The following is a 26,397-nucleotide window of genomic DNA, read 5'->3' as shown; positions in this document are numbered from 1 at the left end:
GACCATGACCGAACTCATCGCCCCCGAGCTCGTGGTGCTCGACGCGTCGCTGGGCTCCTCGCCCGCCGACGTGATCCGGCATCTGGCCGGCCTCGTGGCCGACGCTGGCCGCGCCACCGAGGTGGAGGGCCTGTTCGCTGACGCATACGCCCGCGAGCAGAAGACCGCCACCGGGGTACCTGGCGGGATCGCGATCCCGCACTGCCGCTCCGCCGCGGTGACGGAGCCGTCGCTCGCGATGGCCCGCCTCTCCGAAACTGTCGATTTCGGCGCCAAGGACGGCAACGCCGATCTCGTCTTCTTCATCGCCGCGCCCGAGGGCGCAGACCAGGAGCATCTCAAGCTCCTCGCCAAGCTCGCCCGAAGCCTCATCAAGAAGGACTTCACGGCAGCCCTCCGCGCGGCAGCAACCCGCGAAGACGTCGTGGCGCTGGTGAACGATGCCCTCGGGCTCGGTCCCGCGGGCGCGACGACGGCAGCCGCCGGCGCTGGAGCCGCAGCACAGGTCGGCCTCGCGAATGCTGCCTCGGGCGGCCACAAGCGCATCGTCGCCGTCACCGCCTGCCCGACGGGCATCGCCCACACCTATATGGCCGCCGATTCGCTCGTGGCCGCGGGCAAGGAGAAGGGCATCGACGTGCAGGTCGAGACCCAGGGCTCGGCCGGTTCGACGCCGCTGCCCCAGTCGGTGATCAACGCCGCAGATGCAGTAGTCTTCGCGGTCGATGTGGATGTCCGGGACAAGGAGCGCTTCGCGGGCAAGCCGTACGTTCAGTCTCCCGTCAAACGCGGCATCGATGAACCGGGCGTCATGCTCGACGAGGCGCTGAAGATCGCCGCCGATCCGAGCGGCCGGCGCGTCGCCGCGGCGGCCGGCGGATCGTCGTCGGCCTCGGCCTCGGGCTCCGACCGCGCTGAATCGGGCGGCGCCAAGCTCAAGCGCGTGCTCCTCACCGGCGTGAGCTACATGATCCCGTTCGTGGCCGGCGGTGGCCTGCTCATCGCGCTCGGCTTCCTCCTTGGCGGGTACGACATCACGAAGTACGCGGACACGATCGTCCTGAAGAACAACCTGTTCAACCTGCCGGCGGAGTTCGGGCCGCAGGCCTGGGGGCCGCTGGGCGCGTATCTGGGCGCCGTACTCTTCAAGATCGGTGCCCTCTCGATGGGCTTCCTCGTCCCGGCCCTGGCCGGCTACATGGGCTATGCCCTGGCTGACCGTCCCGGCATCGCCCCCGGCTTCGTGGCCGGTGCCGTTGCGGGCTTCATGGGCGCTGGCTTCCTCGGCGGCATCGTGGGCGGTCTCCTGGCCGGCTACACGGCGCACTGGCTCGCGTCCCTCCCCGCGCCGCGCTGGCTCCGCGGGCTCATGCCGGTCGCCATCATCCCGCTCCTGGCATCGATCGTTGCTTCGGGACTCATGTTCGTAGTGCTCGGCGGTCCGATCGCCTGGATCACCACGTGGCTCAACACGCAGCTCACCGGCATGAGCGGCGCTGCAGCCGTGACGCTCGGAATCATCCTCGGCCTCATGATGTGCTTCGACCTCGGCGGTCCGGTCAACAAGGTCGCCTACGCGTTCGCCGTCGCCGGTCTCAGCGCTGCAAGCGCCGACAACGCAGCGCCCTACCACATCATGGCCGCCGTCATGGCTGCGGGTATGGTTCCACCGCTCGCCATGGCCCTCGCCACGGTTCTCGACCACAAGAACTTCAACGCCACGGAACACGAGAACGGCAAGGCGGCGTGGCTGCTCGGTGCCTCGTTCATCTCTGAAGGCGCCATCCCGTTCGCCGCGGCGGACCCGCTGCGCGTCATCCCGGCCTCGATGCTCGGCGGCGCCATCACGGGTGCGCTCTCAATGGCGTTCGGCGCTGGCTCCAAGGCCCCGCACGGCGGCATCTTCGTCTTCTTCGCGATCGACAACTTCGTGATGTGGGTCATCTCGATCGCGGTGGGCGTCGTGGTGACGGCTCTGGCCACGATCGGCCTCAAGCGCTACGTTGGCAAGAAGGCGCCCCAGGCTGCCGAAGCCGTTCCCGTCGCCGCCTAGCAGGCGGAGAGAGTTCGAGGTCGAACCAATGGATCAGTTTCACGGTGTCGGTGTGACTCCGGGGCGGGTTGTGGGGCGGGTGCGGCAGATGCCGGCGCCGGTGTCGGAGCCTGGTGTGGGGTCGGGTCTGGGCGCGGGTGCGTCGGTGGAGGGTGAGGGCGAGCGGATCCGGGCGGCGTCCAGGGCCGTCCAGTCGGCCCTGAAGGCCCGTGCCGCGGCGGCGTCGGGGGACGCGAGGGGCGTGCTGGAGGCCACTGCCCTGATGGCCGCGGACCCGGTGCTGGTCAAGGGCGCCGTGAGGCTGCTGGACCCGGGCGCCGACGGCGGGGGCCGGTCCGCGGAGCGGGCCGTGTGGGAGTCCGGTGCGGCGGTGGCGGCGAAGCTGAAGTCCCTGGGCGGGTACATGGCCGAGCGGGCCGCGGACGTCCTGGACGTCCGGGCCCGGATCGTCGCGGAGCTGAGGGGCCTGCCGGCCCCGGGGATCCCGGAATCGGTGGAGCCGTTCGTGCTGGCCGCGCACGACCTGGCCCCGGCGGACACGGCCACCCTGGACCCGGGAAGGGTCATCGCCCTGATCACCTCCGGCGGGGGCCCGCAGTCCCACACCGCGATCCTGGCCCGGTCCCTGGGCCTGCCCGCGGTCGTGGCCGCGCCCGGGGTCGAGGGCATCCCGGACGGGACCGAGGTCTACGTCGACGGCGCCGCCGGGACCGTGCAGACCGGGCCTGGGCAGCCGGAGCGGGACGCCGCGGCGGCGTGGGCGGTGGCCGCCGCGGCCCTGGCCGGCGGGTTCGCCGGGGCCAACCGGCTCGCGGACGGGCACCCCGTGCCCCTGCTGGCCAACGTCGCCACCGGGGCGGACGCGGCCAAGGCCGCCGCGGCCGGGGCGGAGGGCGTGGGCCTGCTGCGCACCGAGTTCTGCTTCCTGGACCGGGACACCGAGCCCTCCCACGCCGAGCAGGTCGCCGCCTACACCGCGGTCTTCGCCCAGTTCCCCGGGAAGAAGGTCGTCATCCGCACCCTGGACGCCGGCGCGGACAAGCCCCTGCCCTTCCTGACCAACACCGAGGAGCCCAACCCCGCCCTCGGCGTGCGCGGGTACCGCACCGACTGGACGAGCCCGGGCGTCCTGGCCCGCCAGCTCGCCGCGATCGCCCAGGCCGCCGCACAGAGCGAGGCCGAGGTGTGGGTCATGGCCCCCATGATCGCCACCACCGAGGAGGCCGCGCACTTCACGGCGCTGGCGAAGGACGCCGGCCTGCCCACCGCCGGGGTCATGGTCGAGGTCCCCTCCGCGGCCCTGACCTCCGGGCACATCCTGGCCCGCACGGACTTCGCGTCCCTGGGCACCAACGACCTCACCCAGTACGCCATGGCCGCGGACCGCATGCTCGGGCCCCTGGCCCACCTCAACGACCCCTGGCAGCCCGCCGTCCTGCACCTGATCAAGGCCACCTGCGACGGCGCCGCCGCCGCCACCGCCGCCACCGGCACCCCCAAGCCCGTCGGGGTCTGCGGGGAAGCCGCCGCAGACCCCGCCCTGGCAGCGGTCCTGGTCGGACTCGGCGTCACCACCCTGTCCATGTCCCCCCGCGCCCTCACCGCCGTCAACCGCGTCCTGGCCACCATCACCCTCCACCAGGCCCAGACCCTCGCCGAGGCGGCCCTCACCGCCCCCGACGCCCACACCGCCCGCACCGGCGCCCGCTCACACCTGCCCATCCTGAACGAACTCGGCCTCTGAACCACCCGCCACACCCCGGCCCCCGACCAGCACCACACCCCGGAACCAGAAGGAGCAACCCATGGCAGAACGCACCGCGACCATCGGCTCACGCGTCGGCCTCCACGCCCGCCCCGCCGCCATCTTCGCCGAAGCCGCCGGACAGGCAGGCCTCGAAGTCACCATCGCCAAGCCCGGCGAGCCCGCCGAGGAGGCCATGGACGCCTCCAGCATCCTCTCCCTCATGTCCCTCGGCGCCGAATACGGCCAACAGGTCATCCTCCGCGCCGACGGCCCCGGCGCGGACCAGGCCCTCGACCACCTCGTCACCGTCCTCGAAACCGACCACGACGCCGAATAGGACACCGAATAGACAGCCGAAGAGCTGGGGCGCGCCGGATGTCCACAGACATCCGTCGCGGCCCAGCAGTATCTCAGCGGGCGCTGTCTCGGCCCGGGTTCTGGCATTCTCAGAAGGGAGAGGCCGTGTTTGGTCTGGGGCGCCGCAAGGATGGCCCGCTCGAGGGACTGACGGCGGTCATCGGCGGCGCGGTGGGCCGCGATGGGCACCTGAGCGGCACCGCCGCCGGACGGACGGTCGAGGTCTGGCTCGAGCGGCTCGACCCGACGCCGCGCACCGGGGCACAGTTCAACCCGACGTACGCAGACGTCCTCCGGATCCGCCTGTCGGCGCGTGGCGCGACGCCGTGGCACGTCCGCTCGGAGGCGCGCCTCGGGCTTGGCGGCGGCCATGTCTATGAGTTCGTCCGCGAGGCGGCCCCTGAGGCGCTGCGCCGCTTCAGCCCGTTCCCCGACCTCGTGCCAGTCCAGGACCGGGGAGTCGAGACCCAACTGCGGGACGCCGGCCTGCTGGAGGCGATCACGCGCGTCGCACCGCCGTCGCGGCTGTGGCTGCCGAGGGTGCGGTTCATTCCAGACCCGCGCGCCGCGATGCGGGAACGCATGCGCGGCGTGCCGATACCCGCGGGAGTTCCCAGTGGGCCCAGCACCACAGCGGAGGTCGGGCTCGAGATCGACGTCGAGCGCGCCGGCGACGCGGACCCGACACCCGAGAGGTTCGCCGAGATGCTCGAGGCTGCGATCGGAGTGGCCGAGCTGAACGAAAGGGTCAGCCCAGGAGCCTGACGGCGCCGCATCCTCTCTGGCTGCGCGGCCGACAGACTGAGCGGACAGGGTCGCCCCAAGCCTTGAGTGCCGGAGCGACCTGCTCCGCCTCGGCCGCAATCAACGGCTCCCCGGACATCGGGGAAACAGCCCTCCGCGGAACATGACCTGGACGGTTCACGTTCCACAGACATAGCCACTTGTGCATATATGCATTAGCCGAGCTACTATAGATCCACCGAGATCACCGAAAGGACCGCGTCGTGGACAACCTCAAGATCACCCCCGCACCCGACGGAGTGAAGATCCAGCTCATCGGCGTAGGCCCTGAGAAGGCCGCACTCCTCAAGACCTTCAATGACTGTGCCGCAGGCTCCTGCGGGTGCTCGAGCGACGAGTACGAGAAGGTGGCATCGATGGCCGTGGAGTCCGATGACGAGGGGATCACCGTCAACGTCCGCACCAAGGATGGGGAGACCATCGACCCGTCATGCATCACCGAGTGTCTCGACGAGGCCGGCGCCGCCGGTCAGAACTAGGCGAAGCGAGCCGCAAGGCGAACTTCAGAGCGGAAGAGTCGTCAGGGTCAACTGGGCCCGATGGTGACGGTAGTGCTTGGGCGCCCATTCGAGCACATCTCGCCGGCTCATCCACGGCTCGAAGTACGGATCCCAGGACCTCGGCATCGACATCCCGCGGGTCAGGGCCTCATCCTCGGCCCGGTCGTACCAGGAGAGAATCGCCCGCGTCGTGCGGTCCATCATGCCCCGCATCATGGCCGGGGTCAGAAGCTGGCCGGCGGCTGCACTCCCGGCCCAATTGATCCAGTTGTAGGGCCGCGAGCAGGCCTCCAAGAGCCGACTCCAGGATCGTGACACGCCTGGGGGCATCCGTGCGAACGTGCCGATCAACGGGATGGACGCGCCGGTGATCTTCTGACCGAGCACCAGATGGAACAGGAGTTGACGGTTGGTCCATCGCGTTCCCCGCGTGGGCGAGCCGAGCTCCGCCGGATCCAGGCCGTCGACGATGCGGGTGAAGTCATCCGCGATCCACAGCAGGCCGTCACGGACGGCATCGCGAGACGACCTCGATTCCATGTGGTGACCACTGCCAGACTCTTGGGCTCTCTTCTGAACTGAACCAAGAATCCGCCCGCGCCCTCCGAAGCGCAACCGACCGCCCGTCACCACCCGATCCGGCTCCGCACGGCCGTCAAGGTCACAAATCGATAACCATCCGAGCCGCTGGACCCGCGCGGGAGAACGAGCTCCGCGTCCGCCCGCCCGGACAGGCGGCGCGCCCTTCCCGATCCGCATGACGACGGCGATCGCAGGGGACCCGCCGTCGTGCGCCACGGGCGCGGAGCGCAGGGCCAGCGAGGACTCCGCGACGTGATCCGGAGCACACGCAAAAGCGATATTCGTCTCTCATATACTTCCTTGCGGCAGTAAACTCGATTCCCATGTCACGAGACCACCGTCAGATGACCAAGCCACAGCGCTCACAACGCGTGGTATTCCGCAAACGCAGACTGAGGATCGCCGACGTCAATGTCGTGGACCAGCCGATGCTCAAGAGAGCCATCGGAGGAACCGTCGTGGGCAACACGATGGAGTGGTTCGACGTCGGCGTGTTCGGTTATCTCATCACCACGATGGGGCCCGTCTTCCTGCCTGAGGCAGACCGCACGGTGCAGACCCTGTTCCTGCTCGGCACGTTCGCCGCGACGTTCATCGCCCGCCCAGCCGGCGGGGTGTTCTTCGGGTGGCTCGGGGACAAGATTGGCCGCCAGCGTGTCCTCGCGATGACGCTCATCATGATGGCCGCCTCGACCTTCGCGCTCGGCCTCCTCCCCAGCCACGCGGCGATCGGCATCTGGGCCGCGATCTTGCTCGTGGCGATCAAGCTCGTCCAGGGATTCTCGACCGGCGGCGAATACGCCGGTGCCACGACGTTCGTCAGCGAGCACGCCGCGGACAGGCGCCGCGGCTTCCTTGCGAGCTTCCTTGACATGGGCTCCTACCTCGGATTCGCGCTCGGCGCCGCGATCGTCTCGGCGCTCCAGCTCACGCTCGGGTCCGCCGCGATGGAGGCCTACGGCTGGCGCATCCCGTTCCTCATCGCCGGCCCGCTCGGCGCGATCGCGATCTGGTTCCGCCTCCGCATCGAGGAGAGCCCCGCGTTCCGGGCCGCCCTCGAGGCGCAGGAGAGCGCCACACAGGAGCTCGCCCAGAACGACGAGGCCGCAGCGAAGGGCCCGCTCGGGATCGTGCGTGCCTACTGGCGCCAGATCCTCGTCGCGATGGTCGTCGTGGCCGCTGCAAACACCGTGGGCTACGCCCTCACGTCCTACATGCCCACCTATCTGACCGAGTCGAAGGGCTATGACCCGATCAACGGCACCCTTCTGACCATCCCCGTGCTGGTGGCCATGAGCCTGTGCATCCCGCTCACGGGCAGGCTCTCGGACCGGATTGGCCGCCGCCCGGTGCTGTGGATCGGCGCCGTGAGCACGATCGTGCTGTCCGTCCCCGCGTTCGCGCTCATCGGCGTGGGCAACGTCTGGACGACGCTCGGGGGCCTCGCGCTCGTCGCCTTCCCCGTGACGTTCTACGTGGCCAACCTCGCCTCCGCGCTCCCGGCGCAGTTCCCGACGGCGAGCCGCTACGGCGCGATGGGGATCGCGTACAACTTCGCCGTGGCGATCTTCGGCGGCACGACGCCGTTCATCATCGACGCGCTCATCCAGTCCAGCCACAACGACATGATGCCCGCGTACTACCTCATGGCCACCTCGGCCGTGGGCGCCGCGGCCATCTGGTTCCTGCAGGAATCCGCGCAGCGCCCGCTGCCTGGCTCGCTCCCGAGCGTGGACACGGCTGCAGAGGCCCGTGCGGTCGTGGCGCAGCAGGAGGAGGATCCGCGCATCGACCTCGAGCACATGCCGCTCACCGAGGTTCCGGTGGCTGTGGCGGACGACGGCGTGGCGCTGCAGCTCCCGCTCGACCACCCGGCTGCGCTCGAGGCGGCCGAGATCGCAGGCGTGGATCTGGAGGCGACTGCACTGGAAGCGCAGGTCTCCGGCGAGGCGCCCGTGGCCTCGGGACCGATTTCGGGGCAGGTGCCGGTGGTCGCGATGCCCGTCTCGTCTGGCGCGAGCTGAGCCAGCGCGTTCCGCGTATCAGTCCCGCACGTCGATCCCCAGCCGTTCGGCCATGAGCTCCGCGAGCTCGACGGCCTGGACGCTGCTCAGCGTGGCGCCGCGGAGCCCGTCGACACCGGCGACCCGGTGGAGGCGTGCTCCGCGCAGGTCCACGTGCTCGAGAGTGGCACCGGTGGTGTCCAGGGCGTCGACCCGGGTTTCCTCGAACGCGACGCGGGTCGCGGTCGCGCCGCCGAGGTCGAGCTCGTCGATGACGCAGTCCACGAACTTCACATCCTGAAGCTTGGCCCCGCGCAGGTTGACATACCCGAGCTTGCAGCCGGTCACGAGGACGCCCGAGAGATCGCCGTCGTAGAGTTCCGCGGAACCGATGCGGGAGGCCTCGATCTCGACCCCGCGCCACCGGGACCTCGGGGCTGGTAGGCTCGGCGCGCTGAGCCGCACGAAGCGGCAGTCCACGAACGAGACCGAGCGGAGGCCGGCGTCGTGCGCCGTGACGTCCTGGAACAGGCACTCGGAGAACGTGGAGGCCTCAAGCTGCCGGCCGGCGAGATCCACGTCCTCGAACGCGAGGCCCTCGGTGCGGCGCCCCGGCTCGACGTCCCCGCCGAAGCCCTGAACCAGGTCGGAGAGATCGAGCGGGTCGAGGCGGGGGGCGCCCTGATCACGGGCGGTACGGGAGCTGCGGGCCATGAGACGAGAGTAGCGGCCCCGCCGGTGAACCCGGCGGGGCCGCTGGCTGAATCACTGACTACGAGATCCTGCTGCGGTAGACGCGCATCGAGACGGCGTACGCAAGTACGAGGATCCCAACGCACCAGGCCAGGGCGACCCAGATGCTGGAACCCACCGGTTGGTCCGTGAACAGGTCGCGGATGGTGTTCACGATCGACGTGACGGGCTGGTTCTCGGCGAACCAGCGCACGGGGCCGGGCATCGTCGCGGTCGGGACGAACGCCGAGCTGATGAACGGGAGCAGGATCAGCGGATAGGAGAACGAACCTGCGCCGTCTACGGTCTTCGCGGTGAGGCCCGGAATCACGGCGAGCCACGTCAGCGCGAGCGTGAACAGTGCCACGATGCCGGCCACCCCGAGCCAGGCCAGCACGCTGGCCCCCGAGCGGAAGCCCATCGCCAGTGCCACGAGCACAACCACCACGACGGCGACCATGTTGGCCACGAGCGACGTCAGCACGTGCGCCCACAGGACCGACGAGCGGGCGATCGGCATGGACTGGAACCGCTCGAAGATGCCGCCCTTCATGTCCAGGAACAGCCGGTACGCCGTGTACGAGATGCCGGATGCGACGGTGATGAGCAGGATGCCCGGGAGCAGGTACTGGACGTACGAGTCCGAGCCGGAGTTGATCGCCCCGCCGAGAACGTAGACGAAGAGCAGCATGAAGGCGATCGGCATGAGCGCGGTGGTGATGATCGTGTCGGGGCTGCGCAGGATGTGGCGCAACGAGCGGCCCGTCAGCACGGCAGTGTCGCCGAAGAAGTGCGTGGTCATGGGAGTTCCTTAGTCGCGTCACTGGTCAGGGCGAGGAAGACGTCCTCGAGGGTCGGCTGCTTCTCGACGTACTCGACCTTGGCGGGCGGCAGCAGCCGCTTGAGCTCGTCGAGAGTGCCGTTGACCACGATCCGGCCCTCGTTCAGGATCGCGATCCGGTCCGCGAGGTGCTCCGCCTCGTCGAGGGTTTGGGTGGTGAGCAGCACGGTGGTGCCGTTGCGGGCAAGCTCCCTTACGGCCGCCCAGACTTCGAGGCGGGCCTGTGGGTCGAGTCCGGCGGTGGGCTCGTCGAGGAAGATGACCGGCGGCTGGCCGATCAGACTCATGGCGATATCGAGGCGGCGGCGCATGCCGCCGGAGTAGGTCGCGACCTTGCGAGAGCCGGCATCCGTGAGCGAGAACCGTTCGAGGAGGCCGTCCGCGATGCCGCCCGGGTCCGGCTGGTGTCGCAATCGGGCCACGAGGATGAGGTTCTCGCGTCCCGTGAGGATCTCGTCGACAGCGGCGAACTGTCCCGTGAGGCTGATGGACTCGCGTACGTGTGCCGCATCGGAGGCGACATCGAAGCCGTTGACGGCGGCAGCACCGGCGTCGGCCTTGAGCAGCGTGGAGAGGATGTTCACGATCGTGGTCTTGCCGGCACCGTTCGGGCCGAGCAGGGCGAAGATGCTGCCGCGGTCCACGTCGAAGTCGACGCCGCGCAGCACTGAGAGCTTCTTGTACGACTTCTCGAGGGCCCGGATGCTGATGGCGGGCGCTGGGGTGGTGGTTGAAGGCATGACGGTACTCCTTCCTGAGTACGTGCCTGGAGGAATTGACGGATGACGGCGCGCGGCTGGCTTCTCGCTGAAGTCAGGCCCGCCGGATGGTCACCGACCCGTAGCTGGAGCGGGCGGTGAGCTCGAGCCGCTGGATGGCCTCGGGAGGCGTCTCCGAACGGGTGAGTTCATTGCGGATGCGGCCGTAGCTGGTGGAGACATCGAGGCGAGCGGCCGTTCCCTCGGCGATGCCGACGATGAGGTCGGAGTAGGTGGAGGTCAGTTTCAGGCTGCCCGAGACGGCCTCGCGGACCCTGACGCTCCCATAGGGGCACGTAACCTGGGCGGTACCGGCAACGCGGCCGAGGGACACCTCGCCCGTCCCGCACTTGATCTGCACGGTGCCGGTCACGTCCTCGACGCGGACAGCTCCGGCCGACGCCGCGAGTGTGCCGTCCACACGCACGCGACCCGCCTCGACGTCCCCCGCCCAGCTCTTGAGGTCCACCGAGGCGCCATCCTCGACGCGGACGGTTCCGGCGCGCGTCTTGGCGACGACGCGCCCGAGCTGCCCGGAGGCGATGACGTCGCCGTAGGCCAGCACGGCCTCGAGGTCCGAGCCGGCCGGCAGGTCCACGGTGACCACGACGGATCCGAGCCTGCCGAGGACGCCGAGGCCGTGCTGCTTCTGCGCGCTGATCTGGAGCCGGCCGTCCGCGAAGCTGACGGTCGTCCCCGCCGCCGCCTCCTGGTCCGCCTTCCGGCCGGAGCGCATGGGTGAGACCTGCACCGTGGTAATAAGCCTCGCCGAACCCCGCACGACGACGTCCCCGTAGGCGACGTCGACGACGGCGCGGATGGGCTCCGGCGTCTCGAACTCGTTCATCAGTAGACCCACCCTTCGAGACGCGAACCGTTGCGGCCTTCAGGCACGCCCGGATCGACCTTGAGAGGCCGCTGGGGTGCTGGCCGGAGCGCTGCCGTGAGCGTGCGCACGAGGAAGGTGTTGACCGACAGGCCCTCGCGCTCCGCGGCCGCCTCGATCTGCGCCTTGAGCGCCTCCGGCGGGCGGAAGCTGATGCGGGCGGTGCCGGTCTCGGCGGACGGCTCCTGACCGGCGTCGTCCTTCGAGATCTTCAGTGGCGCCACTGTGACGTCATCCGATTCGGAAACCTCCCCGACCGACGGTGACGGCCGGTTGACCACGAAGTCGATGTCCCGGCCGCGCAGCCGCATCTCCGCAGATCCGGGCGCGAGCTCAAGAGTGACCTCCTGCATAGCCTCCGAGAGCGCATCCTGAAGGATGAGCCGCGCAGACGCCTGAAGCGGTGCCGCAAGCCTCTCTGCGAGCTCGGCCATCTCATCCCCGCCGAGCGCGGCGGCGTCGGCGAGCTGCCTCGACAGGTTCAGGAGGTGTGGGTCCAGATTCATGACTCCATGATGACGTCATGATGGCGTCACAGTCAATACCCCTTGGGCCAGCAGGCGGCGCCTTACGCTTGTCGCATGACTCCCACGGAACTCCATGGCCTCAGGATCGCTGTCCTCGACGACTACCAGGGCGTGGCCCGCGAGCTCGCCCTCTGGTCCGGCCTCGAATCGGGCGGCGCCGAGGTGACCGTGTTCCGCGAGCACCTCGGGCACGACGACGACGCCGTGGTCGCCGCGCTGACACCCTTCGACGTCATCGTGGCGATGCGCGAGCGCACCCCGCTGACCGCAAACCGGCTCGAGCGCCTGCCCAACCTCAGGCTCATCGTCACGACCGGACGGCGCAACGCCTCGATCGACCTCAAGGCGACCGCCGCGCGGGGCATCCTCGTAAGCCACACGGAGTACCTGCCCTCCCCCGCCGCCGAGCACACGTGGGCGCTCATCCACGCGGCCACGCGGCGTCTCGACGCTGAGCTCGGCGCGGGCGGGTCAGGCTGGACGCACGACGGCGGGTGGCAGACCACCGTGGGCCGCGGCCTCGAGGGCCGGCGGCTGGGACTCCTCGGGCTGGGCAACCTCGGTGCTCGGGTGGCGAAGGTGGGGCTCGCCTTCGGCATGGACGTCGTGGCGTGGAGCCAGAACCTCACCGACGAGCGGGCAGCGGAGGTGGGCGTGCGCCGGGTCGAGAAGGACGAGCTCTTCGCCAGCTCCGACATCCTCTCGGTGCATCTTGTGCTGTCCAAGCGCTCGCGGGGCCTCGTCGGCGCCGCGGAGCTGGCGCTCATGAAGCCGGACGCCGTGCTCGTCAACACCTCCCGCGGGCCGATCATCGACGAGGCCGCGCTGTTCGATGCACTGGCCGCCGGCCAGATCGGGTGCGCGGCACTGGACGTGTACGACGTCGAGCCCCTCCCCGCCGGCCACCCGCTCCGGACCGCACCGCGCACCGTCCTGACTCCCCACATCGGCTACGTGACGCGCGAGCAGTATGAGATCTTCTACCGTGACGCAGTCGAGGACATTGAGGCGTGGGCGGCCGGCGCTCCCTTGCGGATTCTGGAGCTACCAGCCCCGGTTGTTCGCACCGGTGACCTGAAGGCAGACGCCGCGAATCCCCCTCGGCTAAGCGGCCCGCCCACCACCGAAACCGCGACAGAGCCGAAAGTCTGACAGGAGCACGAGGCCAGCTTCGGCGGCGCGCGCCCAGGGAATAGGCGAGCGCGCTACTCAGGCTTCTCGAGGGAGAGCGCCACGATCCAGTCCGGCGTCGCGAGGCCGCGCCGCTCGTCCAATGTGATGCGGGCCTTCGCCGCCGCAATCTGCACGCGGCGATCCTCGGGCGAGACTGAGGCGGGCCGGTTCGAGGGCTGTATGCCCGCGTCGGTACGCGCCGACTTCCGCCCGGTCGTGCGTTCCATGGCCATCGCTTCTGCGTGGCGCGCAGCGTCCGCGTCCTCGAGCGCGTCCTCGGTGCCGATCTCCAGGAAGTCCAGGTCTTCGGGGCCGGCGAGTGGGCTCTGTCCCAGCCGGTCGATAGCCTGCTGGCCCATCTCGCGGCGCCTGGGCTCCGCTGACATGGAGGCGTCCAGAGCCCACTGTGCTCGCCGCCACCACTCGGCGCGGTTGTCCGCCAGGCTCCGCTGTTTCAGCGCCTTCCAGGCGATCCAGCCCGCGATGACGGCGGCGAGCAGGGGAGCGTACGGCGCCAGCATCTGCCACCAGGCGGCGGGGTCGGAGTGGACGATGACGTCGATCGGGCTCGGGCTGGGAGACGGCGGCACGGTGCCAGCCTACTCAGCCGTCGCCCTGATCTCGGCGATCGCTCCGGGCTGGCCGCACTGCGAGCCGGAGCTCAGAGGTGGTGCGGGGCGCCGAGGTAGGGGAAGCGTTGCAGCAGGTCTGAGTGCGCCGGGATCCTGGCGGACGCCGGCAGCGGCGCTCGGGTGAGGATCTCGACGGCGGTCGCAACGACGTCGTCGGTGGGCCGCCGGCCGTTCGGGAAGCCCGCGGACTCCGTGCAGTCATAGGAGAGAACGTCCGGAACCCAATCCTTCGCCAGGCCCATGGCCTCGGCCTCGGTGTAGCCCATGGCCCGGAAGTTCTGCGCATACCGGTCGAGGTAGTGCTCGCGCTGTTGGGCCGGCCCGACCGTCTGGAAGACCTCCGGCTCGGGCCGGAACACGTTGTTCCCCGGGCGTCCTGCTTGGTTCAGGACGTGCTGGCTGCTCAGCCCGACCGTCCTGGCCCAGACCGCGATCCGGCGCTCGCCGGCGAGGGAGTCGTTCGGGATCTCGAGCGCAATCGAGAACACGTCCTTGTCGGCGAAGTAGTCCCGGCCCGTCCACTGCATACCGTTGGCGAAGCCGTCCCGGTCGGCGAAGAAGGGGTCGCTCCGCGGCCCGGCGAAGAGCCTGTGACCCTGCTCCTCGGCAATATCCGCCAAGTGGCCGTCCGAGACAGCCACGCCGTGGAAGAGCGAAGCCCCGATGCGCCCGGTGCCTCGCGCGTCGAGTCCGGTCGACCTGAGCACGGAGGCGCCCCAGCGGCCGTCTCCGGCGCGATTGAACAGGATGTGGAATGCGAGGTCTGCCTCGAGGTCGCCGTCGAGGTCGAACTTGAGCTCGTAGCTGACACGTGCGTCGACGGGGTCGGCGGCGGGCGTGAGCTCAGGGTGCACGTTCAGGATGACGGCCGTGCGGGCCCGGTCCTCGCTGGACTGGAACACGAACAGGTCGGTGATGTCGTGGCGGGGATCGCCCTCGGGGAGGTCGTTGTGGTGCACTGAGCAGCCCCTTTCCTCCCGGACAGTGAACCACCGGGCCCCAGGAGCCGCAATCCCCCCCCGCGACACCTTCTCTTGGGGGCGCCCGGTCGTGGGACTCCTCGGCCGGGCGGGTAGCGTCCTCCCATGGCGCTTGATGGAGCCAGCCCGGCATTCCTCGCCGCACTGGCGGAGGCCGCCGATCCGGCCGCACCGGTCGCGAGGATGAGCTAGGTGACTGTGAACGTCGTCTGGCTCACGGTGCGGGGTCGGTCGATCTGTTTGGGGATTTGCAGGTAAGCAACGCAAGTGCTGCCCGACGGCGGGTAGATGGGCGGTGTCCTGCCGGTGCCGTCCGCGCCGATGACAACCGTCAGCGTGGTTCCGTATACGACCACGCCGTTCACGGTGCACATCACCATGACCTGGTAGAAGTCCCGGTTGTTCGCACCGGTGACCCGGAAGGACACGCCGCCCGTGGACGTGATGGTGCTGCCGCCGGAGGCGGAGACCGCCGTGATGGTCGCCCCGCTCGTGGTGCTCGCGGCAGTGCTCGTGGTCGAGGCCGTGCCCGTTGTCGACGTCGAACTGGTCGCGCTGGTCGTGCTCGCCGACGTCGTGTTCGCGGCCGGGTAGAGCGCGGGAGCCCAGCTCGCCGAGCTCGCGGCGGCCACCGGTGTTGCCGTCGTGGTGGTCACGCCGGCCGGGGGCGCGATCGCACTCGTGATGGTCACGGCCGCGAACCCGCGGGCGAGGTTGTAGCCGGCGACGGGGAGAATCTGGATCCAGAAGAACTCGGTGGGCTCGTAGACGCTGCTCCCGTTCACGGTGACCTTGATGGTCGCGCTCGTGGCACCGGCAGCCACGGTGACCGTCCCGGACTGGGCAGGGTAGTCGCCCGCCGCGATCGTGGCCACGGGTCCATCGAGCGTCGTCCAGTTAAGGGTGAGCGGGCTGGTCGGCGCGGCCGAGAGCGTGATGGTGAGGGTCGCCGTCGTGCTTCCGCTGGTGGGCGCGGTCACGGACACGTCCGCGATCGAGACCGTGGACAGCGGAGGGGGCGCCCCGGCGAAGACCTGGTCATCGGTCATGAAGCGGAACGAGTCGAACGAGGCCGTTCCGGTCGCGGCCAGCGTGCCGACCCGGCCGTCGGTCACGGCTGCGTTGAAGATGTAGCTGCCGAGGAAGCTTCCGTTGAGGGTCACGGAGGCGACGGTGCCCTTGAGGACGAGGTCGAGCGTGTAGTCCTTCCCCGCTACGAGCGTCGCGGCAAAGGCCTGCTGGACCTGCCAGCCGCGCCGTGGATCCACGTGGCCCACTATCACGCGCTGGCCCGCGACATCGAGTGCGGCGAACTTGAAGTCGTTGGGCGCGTACTCGTCGAACACGATGCCGGCGGTGCCGCTCGTGTTCAGGACCCCGACGATCTCGACGTAGGAGGTCGGGTCGATGAGCTGGCCCTGCGGGGTGTAAGACGTGATGGAGACAGCGGGCGCGGCGCCTGCGCTCACGGCCGTGCCGTATCTGCCGAGGGCAGTGTTCCAGATGCCCGTCTGGTCCGACGTGAACCAGTCCGCGGCGCCGCTGTCGAAGAAGCTCGTGCGGTCGAGCGAGACCTGCGGCGGGAGGACTTGGAGGGCGATGTTGTCGATCATGCCCTGCGAGTTGTTCGAGCCGAAGCCGAGGAAGCCCTTGTTGAGGCCCACCTGCGTTCCGTCGGACAGGGTCCTGGGCGCGAACGTGTAGCTGAATGCCTTGGTCCCGTTGATCGTCACGGTCACCGCTGTGCCGTTCACGGCCACGAGCAGGTCGTAGAAGGTGCCTGGCGTGAGAGATCCGGTCACGGAGCCCTGCGAGTCGTACCACCAGCCGCCGGCGTCCCGGTGCCCGATGACCATCTTGTTGATCGAGTCATCGATGCCGGCGAACTTGAAGTCCGTGGGGCTCCAGTAGTCGAAGATGACAAACGAGTTCGCCTTCCACCCGGCGGTCGGCTTCTGGACGGAGATCTGCGCCCGGACCTCGTAGTAGGTCGGCAAGTACGCGTCGTTGTACCACACCGCCGCAGCATCCTGGCCGAGCGAGGTTGCGGCCACTTGGAGTGCGCCGTTGGCCACCACGAACGAGCCCGAGTCGACGGCGAAGCCCTGCGTGGTGCCTCCGTTGAAGTCGGCCGAGCGGAGCACGTCGCGCTTGCCGCCGGGCAGGTTGCCGGCCTGCGGGTCCGTGGGCCCGCCGGTCTGCTGCTGCCAGAGGCCGTGGTCGTGCTGCGTGATGAGGCCGAGCTCGCCGTCGGGCTCGCCGTTGCGTGCCGGATCGTCGCCCGTGTCGGTCGCCCGTGTCGGGTCCGCGCCCTGGGCGCGCGAGAGGGCGTAGAGGAACTCGGGCAGCTGCGGCTCGACCTGGCGGGACACGGTCGCGATGCCGAACGGCGCGAACGGGACGATGTACGAGTTGAACTCGCCGACCCAGTCGATGAGGCGGTCGCCGCCGGTGTTGCCGATGAGGATGTCGAGGCCGCCGCCGCCGAACGCACGGTCCTCGAAGCTCGAGTTCGGACCGTCCGGGACGTCGTTGAGGCCGTAGCTCGTACCGCTCGTCAGGTCGTCGTCTGCCTGGAGGAGGTCGTTGCCGAGGCCGCCGTAGAGCGTGTCGTTGCCTGTGCCGCCCACGAGCCAGTCGTTGCCGAGGTCTCCGAAGAGGACGTCGTTGCCGTCCGAGGGCACGGTTCCGGTCTTGATGCAGTTGCCCTGGTTGTCGACGCCGAGGCACGCGGTGACGGGATCGCCGAGAGTCGGATCGTTGTTGAGGAAGAACTGCATGTCCTTCGGCGGCGGGCCGCCCTTCCACACGGATCCGTCCGGGTTGAACAGGATGATGCGGCGCGGATCGTACTCGTCGTAGAGGAGGAACTCGCCCAGCCGGCTGGCAACGTGGTGGTTGGAGTGCCACGCGTTCGTGTCCGCGCCGAAGTGGAGGACGTCGCCCGGGTTCCACGGGTGGTTGAAGTCGGTCCGGGTCACGCCCACGGGGTTGCCGTTGGCGTCGAAGGCCTGGACGTAGCTCGTGGCGAGGGCCTCGGAGCCGCTCATCGCGTCGTCGCCAGCCCCGCCGTGCAGCTGGTCGTTGCCGAGGCCGCCGAAGATCACGTCGTCGGAGTTGTTCGGGTCGTAGTTGGGGTTTGTGGAGCCGGCCGAGCGCGGGGTGAGGTCGAACGGCGTCTCGTCCACGGCGGTCGCCAGCGCGCCCGCCCGGTTGATGATGGCCTGCTGGACCTGGCCCGGCGTGTAGATGTACTCGTCGAGCACGTTGCCGTTCGAGATGCGCGTATTCGGGTCCGTGGGCAGGAGGGTCAGGGCACCGTAGAGGGGCTCGGAGTAGCAGCCGACGCTGTTCGGGGCGCAGCCGTTCGCGACCCATGCGGATCCATTCCAGGTGACGCCGGTGGCGCTGTTGCGGCTCGTGAAGATCCGCCCGTCGTCGCCGAGTACGGTGTCGTCCCCGGAGCCGCCGGAGATCCAGTCGTTGCCCCAGCCGCCGATGATCTGATCGTTCTGCGCGTCGCCGAACGCGATGTCGCTGCCCGGGCCCGAGTAGATCGTGTCGTCGCCGGACTCGCCGTGGGTCTCGTTGACGCCGCCGATGTCGTAGATGTGGCATGCCACGTTGTAGACGGGGTTGCCGTTGGCATCGAGGGACGGGGCGCACGCGGCGAGCTGCTTCGCGAACAGGTCGCTGTGGGCTCCGTTGGCCAGGACGGGGCTGCAGACGGGCTGGGTGGGCGAGGTGTTGCACGTCGCGGCAGCGAGCGACGCGGCGCTGAAGAACAGGTCCGGCCGGAAGTCGGGGCCACCGGACGTGTAGTCGAGCAGGCTGACCCCGCGGACCACTTGTACGCCGTCGGCGTTGTACTTGCAGGAAACCGGCCGCTTGGTGCTAGCGTCGAGCGTGCAGCGCGACGTGTCGTACGTGTCCCAGTTGTAGGTCACATACCGCATGGTGTCGGGGTTGCTCAGCTGCACGTGGCAGTCTCCGGCCTTGCCGGTGGCTGTCGCCGCCAAACAGCCCGACGTGTCCGTGCCGTTGATGCCCACGATCCGGATGATGTCGCCGTTCGCGCCGACGATCGTGTCGGCGTCGCGCGCGTGGATGTCGGCGGTGAGCGTGCCGTCGGCGAGCTGCCGGTTCGCTGTCGCGTTGAGGCCGCCCGGCTCGCCGACCTCGTTGTTGAGGTCGATCTGTGTGCCGGCGCCGCCGAAAATGAGGTTCTTGCCGAGGTCGCCGACGACGGCGCTCGCGGCGGTGTAGATCGGGTTGCCGTACGCGTCGGGCGTCACCGTGTACGAGCCGCCGTCGGGCCGCTGGTACGGGTTGGTCAGGCTGTAGAAGTCGGAGTTGCCACCCACGAGGTCGTCCTGGCCGAGGCCGCCGAAGATCACGTCGTTGCCCGCATTGCCCTCGATGTAGTCGGAGCCGTCCGTGGCGCGCTCGACCGATGGGTAGACCGTGAGCGGGCCGACGGGATCGCAGATGAGCGTGCCGGGGGCACCGGTGCAGCCGGTCGGAGTGCGGAAGGCGGAGACGCGCTGGAGGATCGACGTCGGGCTTCCGGGAGCAATCCAGTCGATGGAGCCGTCGCCCTGGATCGTGTCGTCGCCCATCTGGCCAAGGATCACGTCGTTGGCGGCGCCGCCGGCCATGTAGTCGTTACCCCAGCTGCCGAGCCACTTCTGTCCGTCGTCGGCGCCGAAGTCCTGCCAGAGGTTGGAGACCTTGTACTCGGCCCACCACGGGACGTCGTTGGCGGTGCGGTAGTTCTGGGCGATGCCGTTGGTCAGGAGCGCGCCGGAGTTATAGGCGTCCACCGTTCCGCCGCAGGGGTTCACGCGGTCGGAGCGGCTGTACAGGAGCGTGCCGCACAGCGATTGGAAGCGCCCGTTTGTCCAGTCACCGTAGGAGCGCTGGATCGAGACGTTGTCGCCGAAGAGCATATCGTTCTGGCCGCCGCCGTCGATCGCGTCGTTCCCGGGGCCGCCGATGAGCATGTCGCGCCCCGAACCGCCGTAGACCCAGTCGTCGTCCCCGTTCTGGAGGGCCTTCGAGTCGACGCTCAGGACGCCGAAGCCGCCGTCGATCTGTGTCCCCACGCCGCCGAGGCCGCCGGTAAGGAGGGTCGTCTGGATCTTCTGGAGCTTGCCAGGTAGGGGCTTGGTCGTGTCGCGAGCGCCGGAGACGTCCTGAGTGATGACGCCGAGGTCGCCGAAGACGATGTTGTCGTTCTGGCCGATCGTCACGCCGTTGACGCCCGGGAGCGTGCCGGCCCCGGCGCCGTACAGGAGGTCGGGTGCGGCCTTGAGGAGGTCGCGGTCGGGGTACTGGGCGGCGGGGTAGCCCGCGGGGCCGTTGCCGACTGTCGCGACGGTGAGGACGCGCGTGATGAGGTCCACGTTGAAGCCCGAGTCGCCGTAGACCATGTTCTGGCCGCGCTCACCGAAGACCGTGTCCGATCCGGAGCCGCCCGCGATCTGGTCACCGGTCTGCGAGCCGATGAGCACGTCGTCGCCAGCGCCGCCATACATCGTGACGCCGATCGAGAGCAGGTTCCCACCAGGCCCGTCCGTGCCCGTGAGCGCGTGCGCGTCGATGACGTCATTGCCGCTGAACTGGAAGGGGTTGGCCAGCGGGAAGATGAAGAACGGCGCGCTGTTTCCAACCCGGTTGAGCACGACCACGCTGTACACGCCCGTGATGGGTGCAGTGGAGGACGTGACGGGGAACGCGGGTCCGGCAGGGAAGTCAGCAAGCGTGAGGGCCAGGTTCAGGCTGATCACGGTCGCGGTGACGGCCCTGACGATGCCGACGTACTGGGAGACGGCCGTGACCGTGAGCGTCTGCCACGGCATCGGGGCGATGACCGGGCCGTTGAGGAGCATGGTCGTGCGGGTCGCGTCGAACCCGGTGACGGTCCAGACGCCCTGGACGCCGGAGATCGTGACCTGCATGCCGGTGCCGAAGTGCGTGTCCCACGTGCCGGAGGCGAGCGTGAGCCGGTCGGTGCCGCGCAGGATCGAGGCCGTCTGCGCGAACGGGCTCGCGAGGCTCAGGGCGAGCTCCTGGCCCACGGCGAAGCCGTCGTGGAGGAACGAGCCCGAGCCGGTGCACGTGCCGCCGTTGCCGTTGGGGCAGCTGTTGAGCGTGACCGTTCCCGTGTGCCCATCCGGCGTCACGGCCAGCGTGACGTTAGCGCCCTCGATGTGCGGCATCGGCTTGGGCCCGAAGTTGTGCAGCGTGAGGTGCGTCGGGTCGCCGCCGTACCAGACGCCGTCCTGGGACGTGTCGCCGTAGAGGACGAGCGGCGAGGCCGGGCCGCCGCCGCCCGTGACGTTGATCGAGTCTCCGCCAATCCGGACCGCGCTCACGGTGCCGCTCCACGGCACCGACGTTGCGGAGGCCGTGAGGGCTCCGCCGTTGACCGTGATCGTGCCGGCCACAGGGTCGATCGCCGTGATGGTGCGGTACCCGTCGACCCCGTCGATCCGCACGAGCGTGCCGACCGTGAGTCCCGAGCCGGCGATGGCACCGGCGGGCAGACCCGCGAAGGCGACCGTGCCGCCGTCGGCCGTCGGGGTGATCGAGCCGGTAACTGCACCGCCCGTGGCGACCCAGAAGCCGCTCACGCGGCTCACGACGCCGGCCAGCGCACCCGGGGTGAGCGGGGCGCCGTCGACGATCATCACCGCGCCGTCGGACGGGTTGCCGTCCGCGTTGGGCGAGGCGCTGTTGGCGAACTGGACGATCGTGCGGACACCGACCCCCGGGATGAAGACCTGCTGGCCGGCGCGGAAGCCGAGGGCCTGCCACGCTTGGCCGTTGGAAAGGAGGATGCCGTTGCCCGGGACCACGCTCAGCATGCACAGGGCCGTAGTGCCGACCGTGCCGCAGCCCGTCGCCAGGCTCCAGCCCGCCGGGAGCTGGGTGCGGGGTACGCCGAGGCCTGCCGAGAGGTCGTCGACCACCGAGACCGAGCCCGTGTAAGGGCCGCCGGTGAGTGCGGCGCCGCCGGCCGTGGCCGGGGCGAGGAGCATGACGTCGCCGGGCAGGGTGCCCGGGTTGCCGCTGCTCGCGAAGCCGGTGACCGTGTAGAGGCGGCCGTCGGGGCCCTCGACGAGCTGGCCCGCGTGGAAGGCGAGGTCAGTCCAGGCCAGGCCGTCCTGGCGGATCAGTCCGCTGCCGCCCGCGCCCGAGTACACGGCGAACGTGCCCTTGACGATGAGCGGGCTGTTGCCGCCCCCGTGGACGGCCGTGATGCCGCCGTGGTGCGCGAGCTCGCCGCGCATTCCGGTGATCGGGTTGATGTCGCCGCCCTGGACGAGCGTGGACTGGATGTTGAACGTGTCGTTGCCGGCGCCGAGCATGATGTTGAGGATCTCGATGGTCGAGAGCGCGCCGTCGGTTGAGTACTGGCCGGTGTTCGGATCGAACGCGAGCGAGCCGTAGCTGATGCCGCCCGGGAAGACGAGGGGCTCGCCCCAGGGCAGGCGGTGCGTGACCGGGTCGGCGAGGTTGGAGAAGTCCAGACCCGGGCCCATGTTGAGGCCGGTGACGGCCGTGGAGGTCAGGTTTCCGGTGAGGTTCTGCCGGCTGCCGTCGTCGTAGATGTTGAGGGTGTCGATCTGCTGCCATTCCGGCGCCTGGGCCGCGACGCGGAACGGCGGCGTGTTGCCCTCACCGGGCAGGAGGATCGCGGCCTTGAGCGAGCGGTCGGAGGCTGTCGTGCCGCCCTCGACCGAGAGGGGTCCGCGGATCTGGTCGAGCCGGTGGGCCTGCTTCGGGAACGTCATGATGCTCCCGCGGCCGACGGGGACCACCCAGTTGACGTCCGCGACGAGGTTGACGGCCTGCGGGATCCACCAGTTCGACGTCGTGAAGGTCACGGATGCGGCCCACTGGGTGAGCGTGGCAAGCGGACCCACGGCTGCGGGCTTCGCGGTGGAGGTGAAGTACAGGACGTTGAGGGTGCCGCCGTTGGCCGAGGCGAAGCGCTGGATCTTGTAGAACGCTGGGTCGCCGGAGACCTTGACGACCATGCCCTCGGTGAAGCCGGAGTCGAGCCAGCTCGAGCCGTCGGTGCGTGTCAGGGCGCCCGTGACCGGGTCGTAGGAGAGCGAGTGGCCTGTTGTGCCGGTGAAGACGCCGGCGTCGGCCAGTTGGCTGATGATGACGTTCTTGAACGGGTTGGCCCAGACGGAGCGGTCCACGGGGAGGAGCCGGTCGAGGGTCAGCGCGAGGGTGGTGAGGTTGAGGATCTGGTAGTCGCCGTCGTCGGCCGTTCCCGTGCCGGAGATGCGGATCTTCTGCCCGATCCGGAAGCCCTCGTCGAGGAAGCTGCCAAGGTCGGAGCCGTTGCCGCGGGTCACCGTGCTGGCGGAGACGTTGATGACGCCGATGAACGCCTGGGCCGCGCGCTGGCCGCCGTAGGCCGCATAGTTCGCACCGCCGAACGTCGTCACGTCGACCTGGCCGTCGGTGAGGGCGAAGACGGTCACGTTCGCGGTCGGGGCGGAGTTGAGGCGGAGCGTGTACGAGTCGCCGGGGCCGGGGACCGTGCAGGCGGTGTTGCCACAGGCCTGGACGATAGTCGAGCCGTCGGACAGCTGGACGAACACGCCGGGGGCCTTGTCGCTGATGACCTGGACGTCCACGCGGGAGCTGATGCGGGACCGCGCGGCGAGGTAGGAGGGATCTGTCGTGGACGAATCGATCGTCATGATGATCGGCGTGTTGTGCGGGTCCATCGGGGCGATGATCGTGCGCGCGTGGACGCTGACGACGACCGGCAGGTACCAGTTGGTGCTGTCGAACGTCGCGGTGTACACGTACGGCGTGGCGCCGCACGCGGCCGGGTCGCTGAACGCCGCGCCAGACTGGAGGCCGAAGCGGCCGTCGGTGCTCGTGAGGCACACCATATTGTCACTGGGCACGATCCGGACCACCACTGTCTTGCCCACCGCCGGGGCCATCGCCAGCTGGACGGTCATCTGGTCGGCGGACTCGGTAACTACCGGTGAGACATTGCCGGCCAGGACCGTCGTGTCGTTGTCGAGGTGGCCGGTCGTCGGGTCGGTCTGGCCGATGAGGATGTCGGCCTGGTCGTTGTCGTAGACCGTCGCCTCGACGTTGCGGACGATCGCGCCGTCGAAGTGCGGATCCGCACTGACCACCGTGTGGTTGACCGTGACGACGCGCGTGCCCTCGGCCCTCAGGTCGTCCACCGCGTAGAGGTAGACGGTCTGGTCCGTGTTCCAGTTGGTGCCGTCGAAGACGAGCACCAGCGAGCGGTTGGAGACGTTCTTCGACGCGCCGCCGAGCATGATCTGGCGGTAGAAGTCGGCCAGCGCACTGCCGCTGAGGTTTGCCGCGACAAGGATCGTGTCGCCGACCGGGGTGCCGTCGGGCATGGTGCCGGTGGGGGCGCCGTCGGGCAGGCTGCCCGCGGTGAGCTGGGGGTGGGTGGTCGACGGCGGGTACGCGGCGGAGACGGTCACGTACACCTTGCACGTGGCGTCCGAGACGCCGTTGCACACCGGTGCCGCGGCGAGGTGGACCGTGTAGGAGTCGAGCGAGGGCAGCGGCGGCGCGGTGCCGCACGTGGACGACGTCGGGGCAAGGGAGTAGCAGCCGCCTTCGTAGAGGGCCGTGAAGCCGCCGCTCTCGGTGATGACCACCTGGCCCTGGCCCGGCCGGGCGACAGTGACCGGCACGCCGTCGGCCACGATCCCGTTGTAGTTCGGGTCGGTCGAGACGACGCCGTGGTTCACGGTGCTGGAGGTGCCGTCGATGTTGAGGGCGAACACGTCCCCGGCAACGTCGCCGGCGACGTTGATCGTGTCGGAGCCCAGACCGCCGATCACGCGCGTGACCATGCCGGGGGCCGTGGACAGGACATCGATCGTGTCGTCGCCCTCGAGCCCGTCAATCTCCAGGACCTGGACGTTCGTGTACTTCACCGACATTCCGGCGCCGTAGATCGCCTTTGCCGTGACGACGATGTGGTCGGCGAACTCGGTCCCGAGGATGACGACCTTGTTGAAGCCGGTGCCGCCGTCGATCGAGACGGGCGCGTTCATGTTGTACATGACCTGGTTCTGGCCCGCGCCCGTGCGGATGTCGCTCTCGGCCGCCGTCGAGAAGCCGCTCGTGAGGCGCGGCATCGCGATCTGGTCCTGGGCGTTGATCCACACGATGTCGCACGTGGCCCGCTGGGCGTCGGTCAGGGTGACGCTCGGGTCGGTGCAGGACAGGCCGCCCATCGACGCTGGCAGGCCGTGGCCGGTGCGGACCTCGGCGAGGGCGAACGCGCGGACCACAAACAGGTCGTTGCCGTCGTCGCCCTCGAGGCGCAGCGGCGCCTGGTTCGAGTACACGGTAAAGGTGTCGTCGCCCGCGTCGCCCACGGCGACGAGCGGGGCCGACGCGCCCGCGGAGACCCAGCCACGCGTCGTCGCGACCGTGCCGAACACGTCCTGCGGGTTGAGGTCGCCGCCGGAGGTGTCCCGCGTGATGCCGTCGGCGGAGACGCCGAGGTTGGACGAGAAGGCGTTGGCGTCCCTCTGGCGGCCGTAGATCTGGCCGATCTGGAACGAGTCGTTGCCGGCGCCGCCGTCGAGCGTGGTGGTGACCGTGACGTCGTCGGAGGCGAAGACGTCGTTGCCGCCGAGGCCGTTGACGATCAGGCGCCAGCGGATGCCCGTGTCGTAGTTGATGCGCTCGTAGGCCTGGGTGCGGATGGCCGGATTGCCGGTCGGGTCCGACGTCGTGACGTCATTCGCCAGCAGGCTCACCGTCACGTTGGGCAGGGCGACGTTCGACGTCGGGACCTGCTCCGTGGTGAGCGAGACGCCGATCGGCAGGGTCTCGGCGAACGTGATCCACGTGCCCAGCGGGTCGACGCTCGCCACAGTGTAGTCCCCGGCCCACACGCCCGCGTTTGGCCCGCCCAGATGCACCCGCAGGCCGGCGAGGCTCTGCGCGAAGGTGCCCGCCGGGGCGCCCATGAGCGTCCGTCCGGGGGCGGTGCCGGCCCCGCAGCCCGTCGCGGTGAAGCACAGCGACAGGTTGCCCGTGAACAGCGTCGTGCGGGCGCCGAGCTGGCCGTGCAGGAGGGCGACGAAGCCCGGGTCGTCCGCGCGCTCCCCCGGCGTGTTCGACGTCGGAGTCGAGGCGATGAAGCGCGAGCGGCGCAGGAGGAAGATGTCGTCGGTGGGGTACTGGTTGCCCTGGGCGTCATAGCCGGACAGCGGGCTGTCGTAGCCGTTGACGGTCAGGACGCTTGAGCCGTCCGTCGGGGCGCCGGTGTCCAGGACGTTGATGACGTAGTTGTGGCAGGTCGAGCCCGCCGGGTCGCCCGCGAAGCACGGCTGGCTACCCGTCGTGTTGATGACGTAGCTGTTGTACCCGGACTGGCCGTCGAGCGTCAGCGTCATGCCGTCGGCGACGTCCATCGTCTGGAGCTGGTTGACGAACATGAAGTCTTCGCCGTCGCCGGACGGGGCGTAGGAGCCGAACGGCGTCGGAGTGTTCGATCCGTAGGCCCGAGTGATGTTGCGCAGGTACGTCTGGTCGAAGCTGATGATGTCCGAATCGGTGTTCCCGAAGATGCGCGTGAGGCTGCACGCGTGGCCGTCCTTGTCGATCTGGCTCACGCATGGGTTGGTCTGGGTGCCGCCGAACAGGGCGGTGCCGTTGGTGGTCTGGGTTGTGCCGCTCCACAGCTCGCCGTGCAGGTGCATGATGGTGCCCCAGCCGAGGTCCGCGCCGCCCATCGCGGAGCCGGGCCCGCTGTTGGAGAAGTCACCGTAGATGTC

16 protein-coding genes (1 of these 16 running past the window's edge) are annotated in these 26,397 nt (G+C 69.5%); 7 read left to right on the top strand and 9 right to left on the bottom strand.

Annotation, left to right across the window (positions count from 1 at the left end; translation table 11 throughout):
• The first annotated feature begins 4 nt into the window (after positions 1 to 4).
• From AB5L97_RS01530 to AB5L97_RS01510, 5 genes are all read left to right on the top strand, one after another.
• The gene (locus tag AB5L97_RS01530; RefSeq protein ID WP_307957085.1) at positions 5 to 2,053 is read left to right on the top strand and encodes a PTS fructose transporter subunit IIABC; all 2,049 of its coding nucleotides are present in this window, start codon (positions 5 to 7) and stop codon (positions 2,051 to 2,053) included.
• A 28-nt stretch (positions 2,054 to 2,081) separates the two neighbouring features.
• A complete protein-coding gene (locus tag AB5L97_RS01525) occupies positions 2,082 to 3,797 on the top strand; it encodes a putative PEP-binding protein (RefSeq protein ID WP_369046198.1) in 1,716 nt (571 codons plus the stop codon).
• A 61-nt stretch (positions 3,798 to 3,858) separates the two neighbouring features.
• Entirely contained in the window at positions 3,859 to 4,137 is a 279-nt protein-coding gene (locus tag AB5L97_RS01520; protein WP_307958822.1) for an HPr family phosphocarrier protein, read from the top strand.
• Positions 4,138 to 4,262: 125 nt separating this feature from the next.
• Positions 4,263 to 4,922, top strand: a complete 660-nt coding sequence (locus AB5L97_RS01515; RefSeq protein WP_369046197.1) for a hypothetical protein — start codon at positions 4,263 to 4,265, stop codon at positions 4,920 to 4,922.
• A 242-nt stretch (positions 4,923 to 5,164) separates the two neighbouring features.
• A complete protein-coding gene (locus tag AB5L97_RS01510; RefSeq protein ID WP_369046196.1) occupies positions 5,165 to 5,440 on the top strand; it encodes a hypothetical protein in 276 nt (91 codons plus the stop codon).
• 24 nt (positions 5,441 to 5,464) lie between these two features.
• Here AB5L97_RS01510 and AB5L97_RS01505 read toward each other — a convergent pair whose 3' ends face one another.
• Positions 5,465 to 6,001 (bottom strand): DinB family protein, encoded by a 537-nt coding sequence (locus AB5L97_RS01505; RefSeq protein WP_369046195.1) that lies wholly within the window; start codon positions 5,999 to 6,001, stop codon positions 5,465 to 5,467.
• A 386-nt stretch (positions 6,002 to 6,387) separates the two neighbouring features.
• Between AB5L97_RS01505 and AB5L97_RS01500 the strand changes: the two genes are divergently transcribed.
• The gene (locus tag AB5L97_RS01500; RefSeq protein ID WP_369046194.1) at positions 6,388 to 8,067 is read left to right on the top strand and encodes an MFS transporter; all 1,680 of its coding nucleotides are present in this window, start codon (positions 6,388 to 6,390) and stop codon (positions 8,065 to 8,067) included.
• An 18-nt stretch (positions 8,068 to 8,085) separates the two neighbouring features.
• On the opposite strand, the gene AB5L97_RS01495 is transcribed toward AB5L97_RS01500, so the two are convergent.
• The 5 genes from AB5L97_RS01495 to AB5L97_RS01475 all read right to left on the bottom strand — a co-directional run bounded on the left by AB5L97_RS01495 (position 8,086) and on the right by AB5L97_RS01475 (position 11,769).
• Positions 8,086 to 8,760 carry a pentapeptide repeat-containing protein gene (locus AB5L97_RS01495; RefSeq protein ID WP_369046193.1) on the bottom strand — a complete coding sequence of 225 codons (675 nt, stop codon included), beginning with the start codon at positions 8,758 to 8,760 and terminating at the stop codon, positions 8,086 to 8,088.
• Positions 8,761 to 8,818: 58 nt separating this feature from the next.
• Positions 8,819 to 9,580, bottom strand: coding sequence for an ABC transporter permease (locus tag AB5L97_RS01490; RefSeq protein WP_369046192.1), 762 nt, complete (start codon positions 9,578 to 9,580; stop codon positions 8,819 to 8,821).
• The gene (locus AB5L97_RS01485) at positions 9,577 to 10,359 is read right to left on the bottom strand and encodes an ABC transporter ATP-binding protein (protein ID WP_369046191.1); all 783 of its coding nucleotides are present in this window, start codon (positions 10,357 to 10,359) and stop codon (positions 9,577 to 9,579) included. Before AB5L97_RS01485 ends, AB5L97_RS01490 begins: the two co-directional genes overlap by 4 nt.
• Before the next feature lie 73 nt (positions 10,360 to 10,432).
• A complete protein-coding gene (locus AB5L97_RS01480) occupies positions 10,433 to 11,224 on the bottom strand; it encodes a DUF4097 family beta strand repeat-containing protein (protein ID WP_369046190.1) in 792 nt (263 codons plus the stop codon).
• Positions 11,224 to 11,769 (bottom strand): histidine kinase, encoded by a 546-nt coding sequence (locus AB5L97_RS01475; protein ID WP_369046189.1) that lies wholly within the window; start codon positions 11,767 to 11,769, stop codon positions 11,224 to 11,226. Before AB5L97_RS01475 ends, AB5L97_RS01480 begins: the two co-directional genes overlap by 1 nt.
• 75 nt (positions 11,770 to 11,844) lie before the next feature.
• Here AB5L97_RS01475 and AB5L97_RS01470 point away from each other — a divergent pair, with 75 nt between their 5' ends.
• Complete coding sequence (locus AB5L97_RS01470; RefSeq protein ID WP_369046188.1) at positions 11,845 to 12,942, top strand: D-2-hydroxyacid dehydrogenase family protein; 1,098 nt, start codon at positions 11,845 to 11,847, stop codon at positions 12,940 to 12,942.
• Positions 12,943 to 12,995: 53 nt separating this feature from the next.
• On the opposite strand, the gene AB5L97_RS01465 is transcribed toward AB5L97_RS01470, so the two are convergent.
• The 3 genes from AB5L97_RS01465 to AB5L97_RS01455 all read right to left on the bottom strand — a co-directional run.
• Positions 12,996 to 13,553 (bottom strand): hypothetical protein, encoded by a 558-nt coding sequence (locus tag AB5L97_RS01465; RefSeq protein WP_369046187.1) that lies wholly within the window; start codon positions 13,551 to 13,553, stop codon positions 12,996 to 12,998.
• 71 nt (positions 13,554 to 13,624) lie between these two features.
• Positions 13,625 to 14,554 (bottom strand): DUF4331 family protein, encoded by a 930-nt coding sequence (locus AB5L97_RS01460; protein WP_369046186.1) that lies wholly within the window; start codon positions 14,552 to 14,554, stop codon positions 13,625 to 13,627.
• A 209-nt stretch (positions 14,555 to 14,763) separates the two neighbouring features.
• Positions 14,764 to 26,397, bottom strand: partial view of a hypothetical protein gene (locus tag AB5L97_RS01455; RefSeq protein WP_369046185.1) — the final stretch only. 24,066 nt of this gene lie beyond the right edge of the window; only the last 11,634 of its 35,700 coding nucleotides appear in the window; its start codon lies off the right edge, out of view; its stop codon occupies positions 14,764 to 14,766.

The organism is Sinomonas sp. P10A9, from assembly GCF_041022165.1.
Lineage (GTDB): Bacteria > Actinomycetota > Actinomycetes > Actinomycetales > Micrococcaceae > Sinomonas > Sinomonas puerhi.
This window is presented reverse-complemented; position numbering and strand designations above follow the sequence as displayed.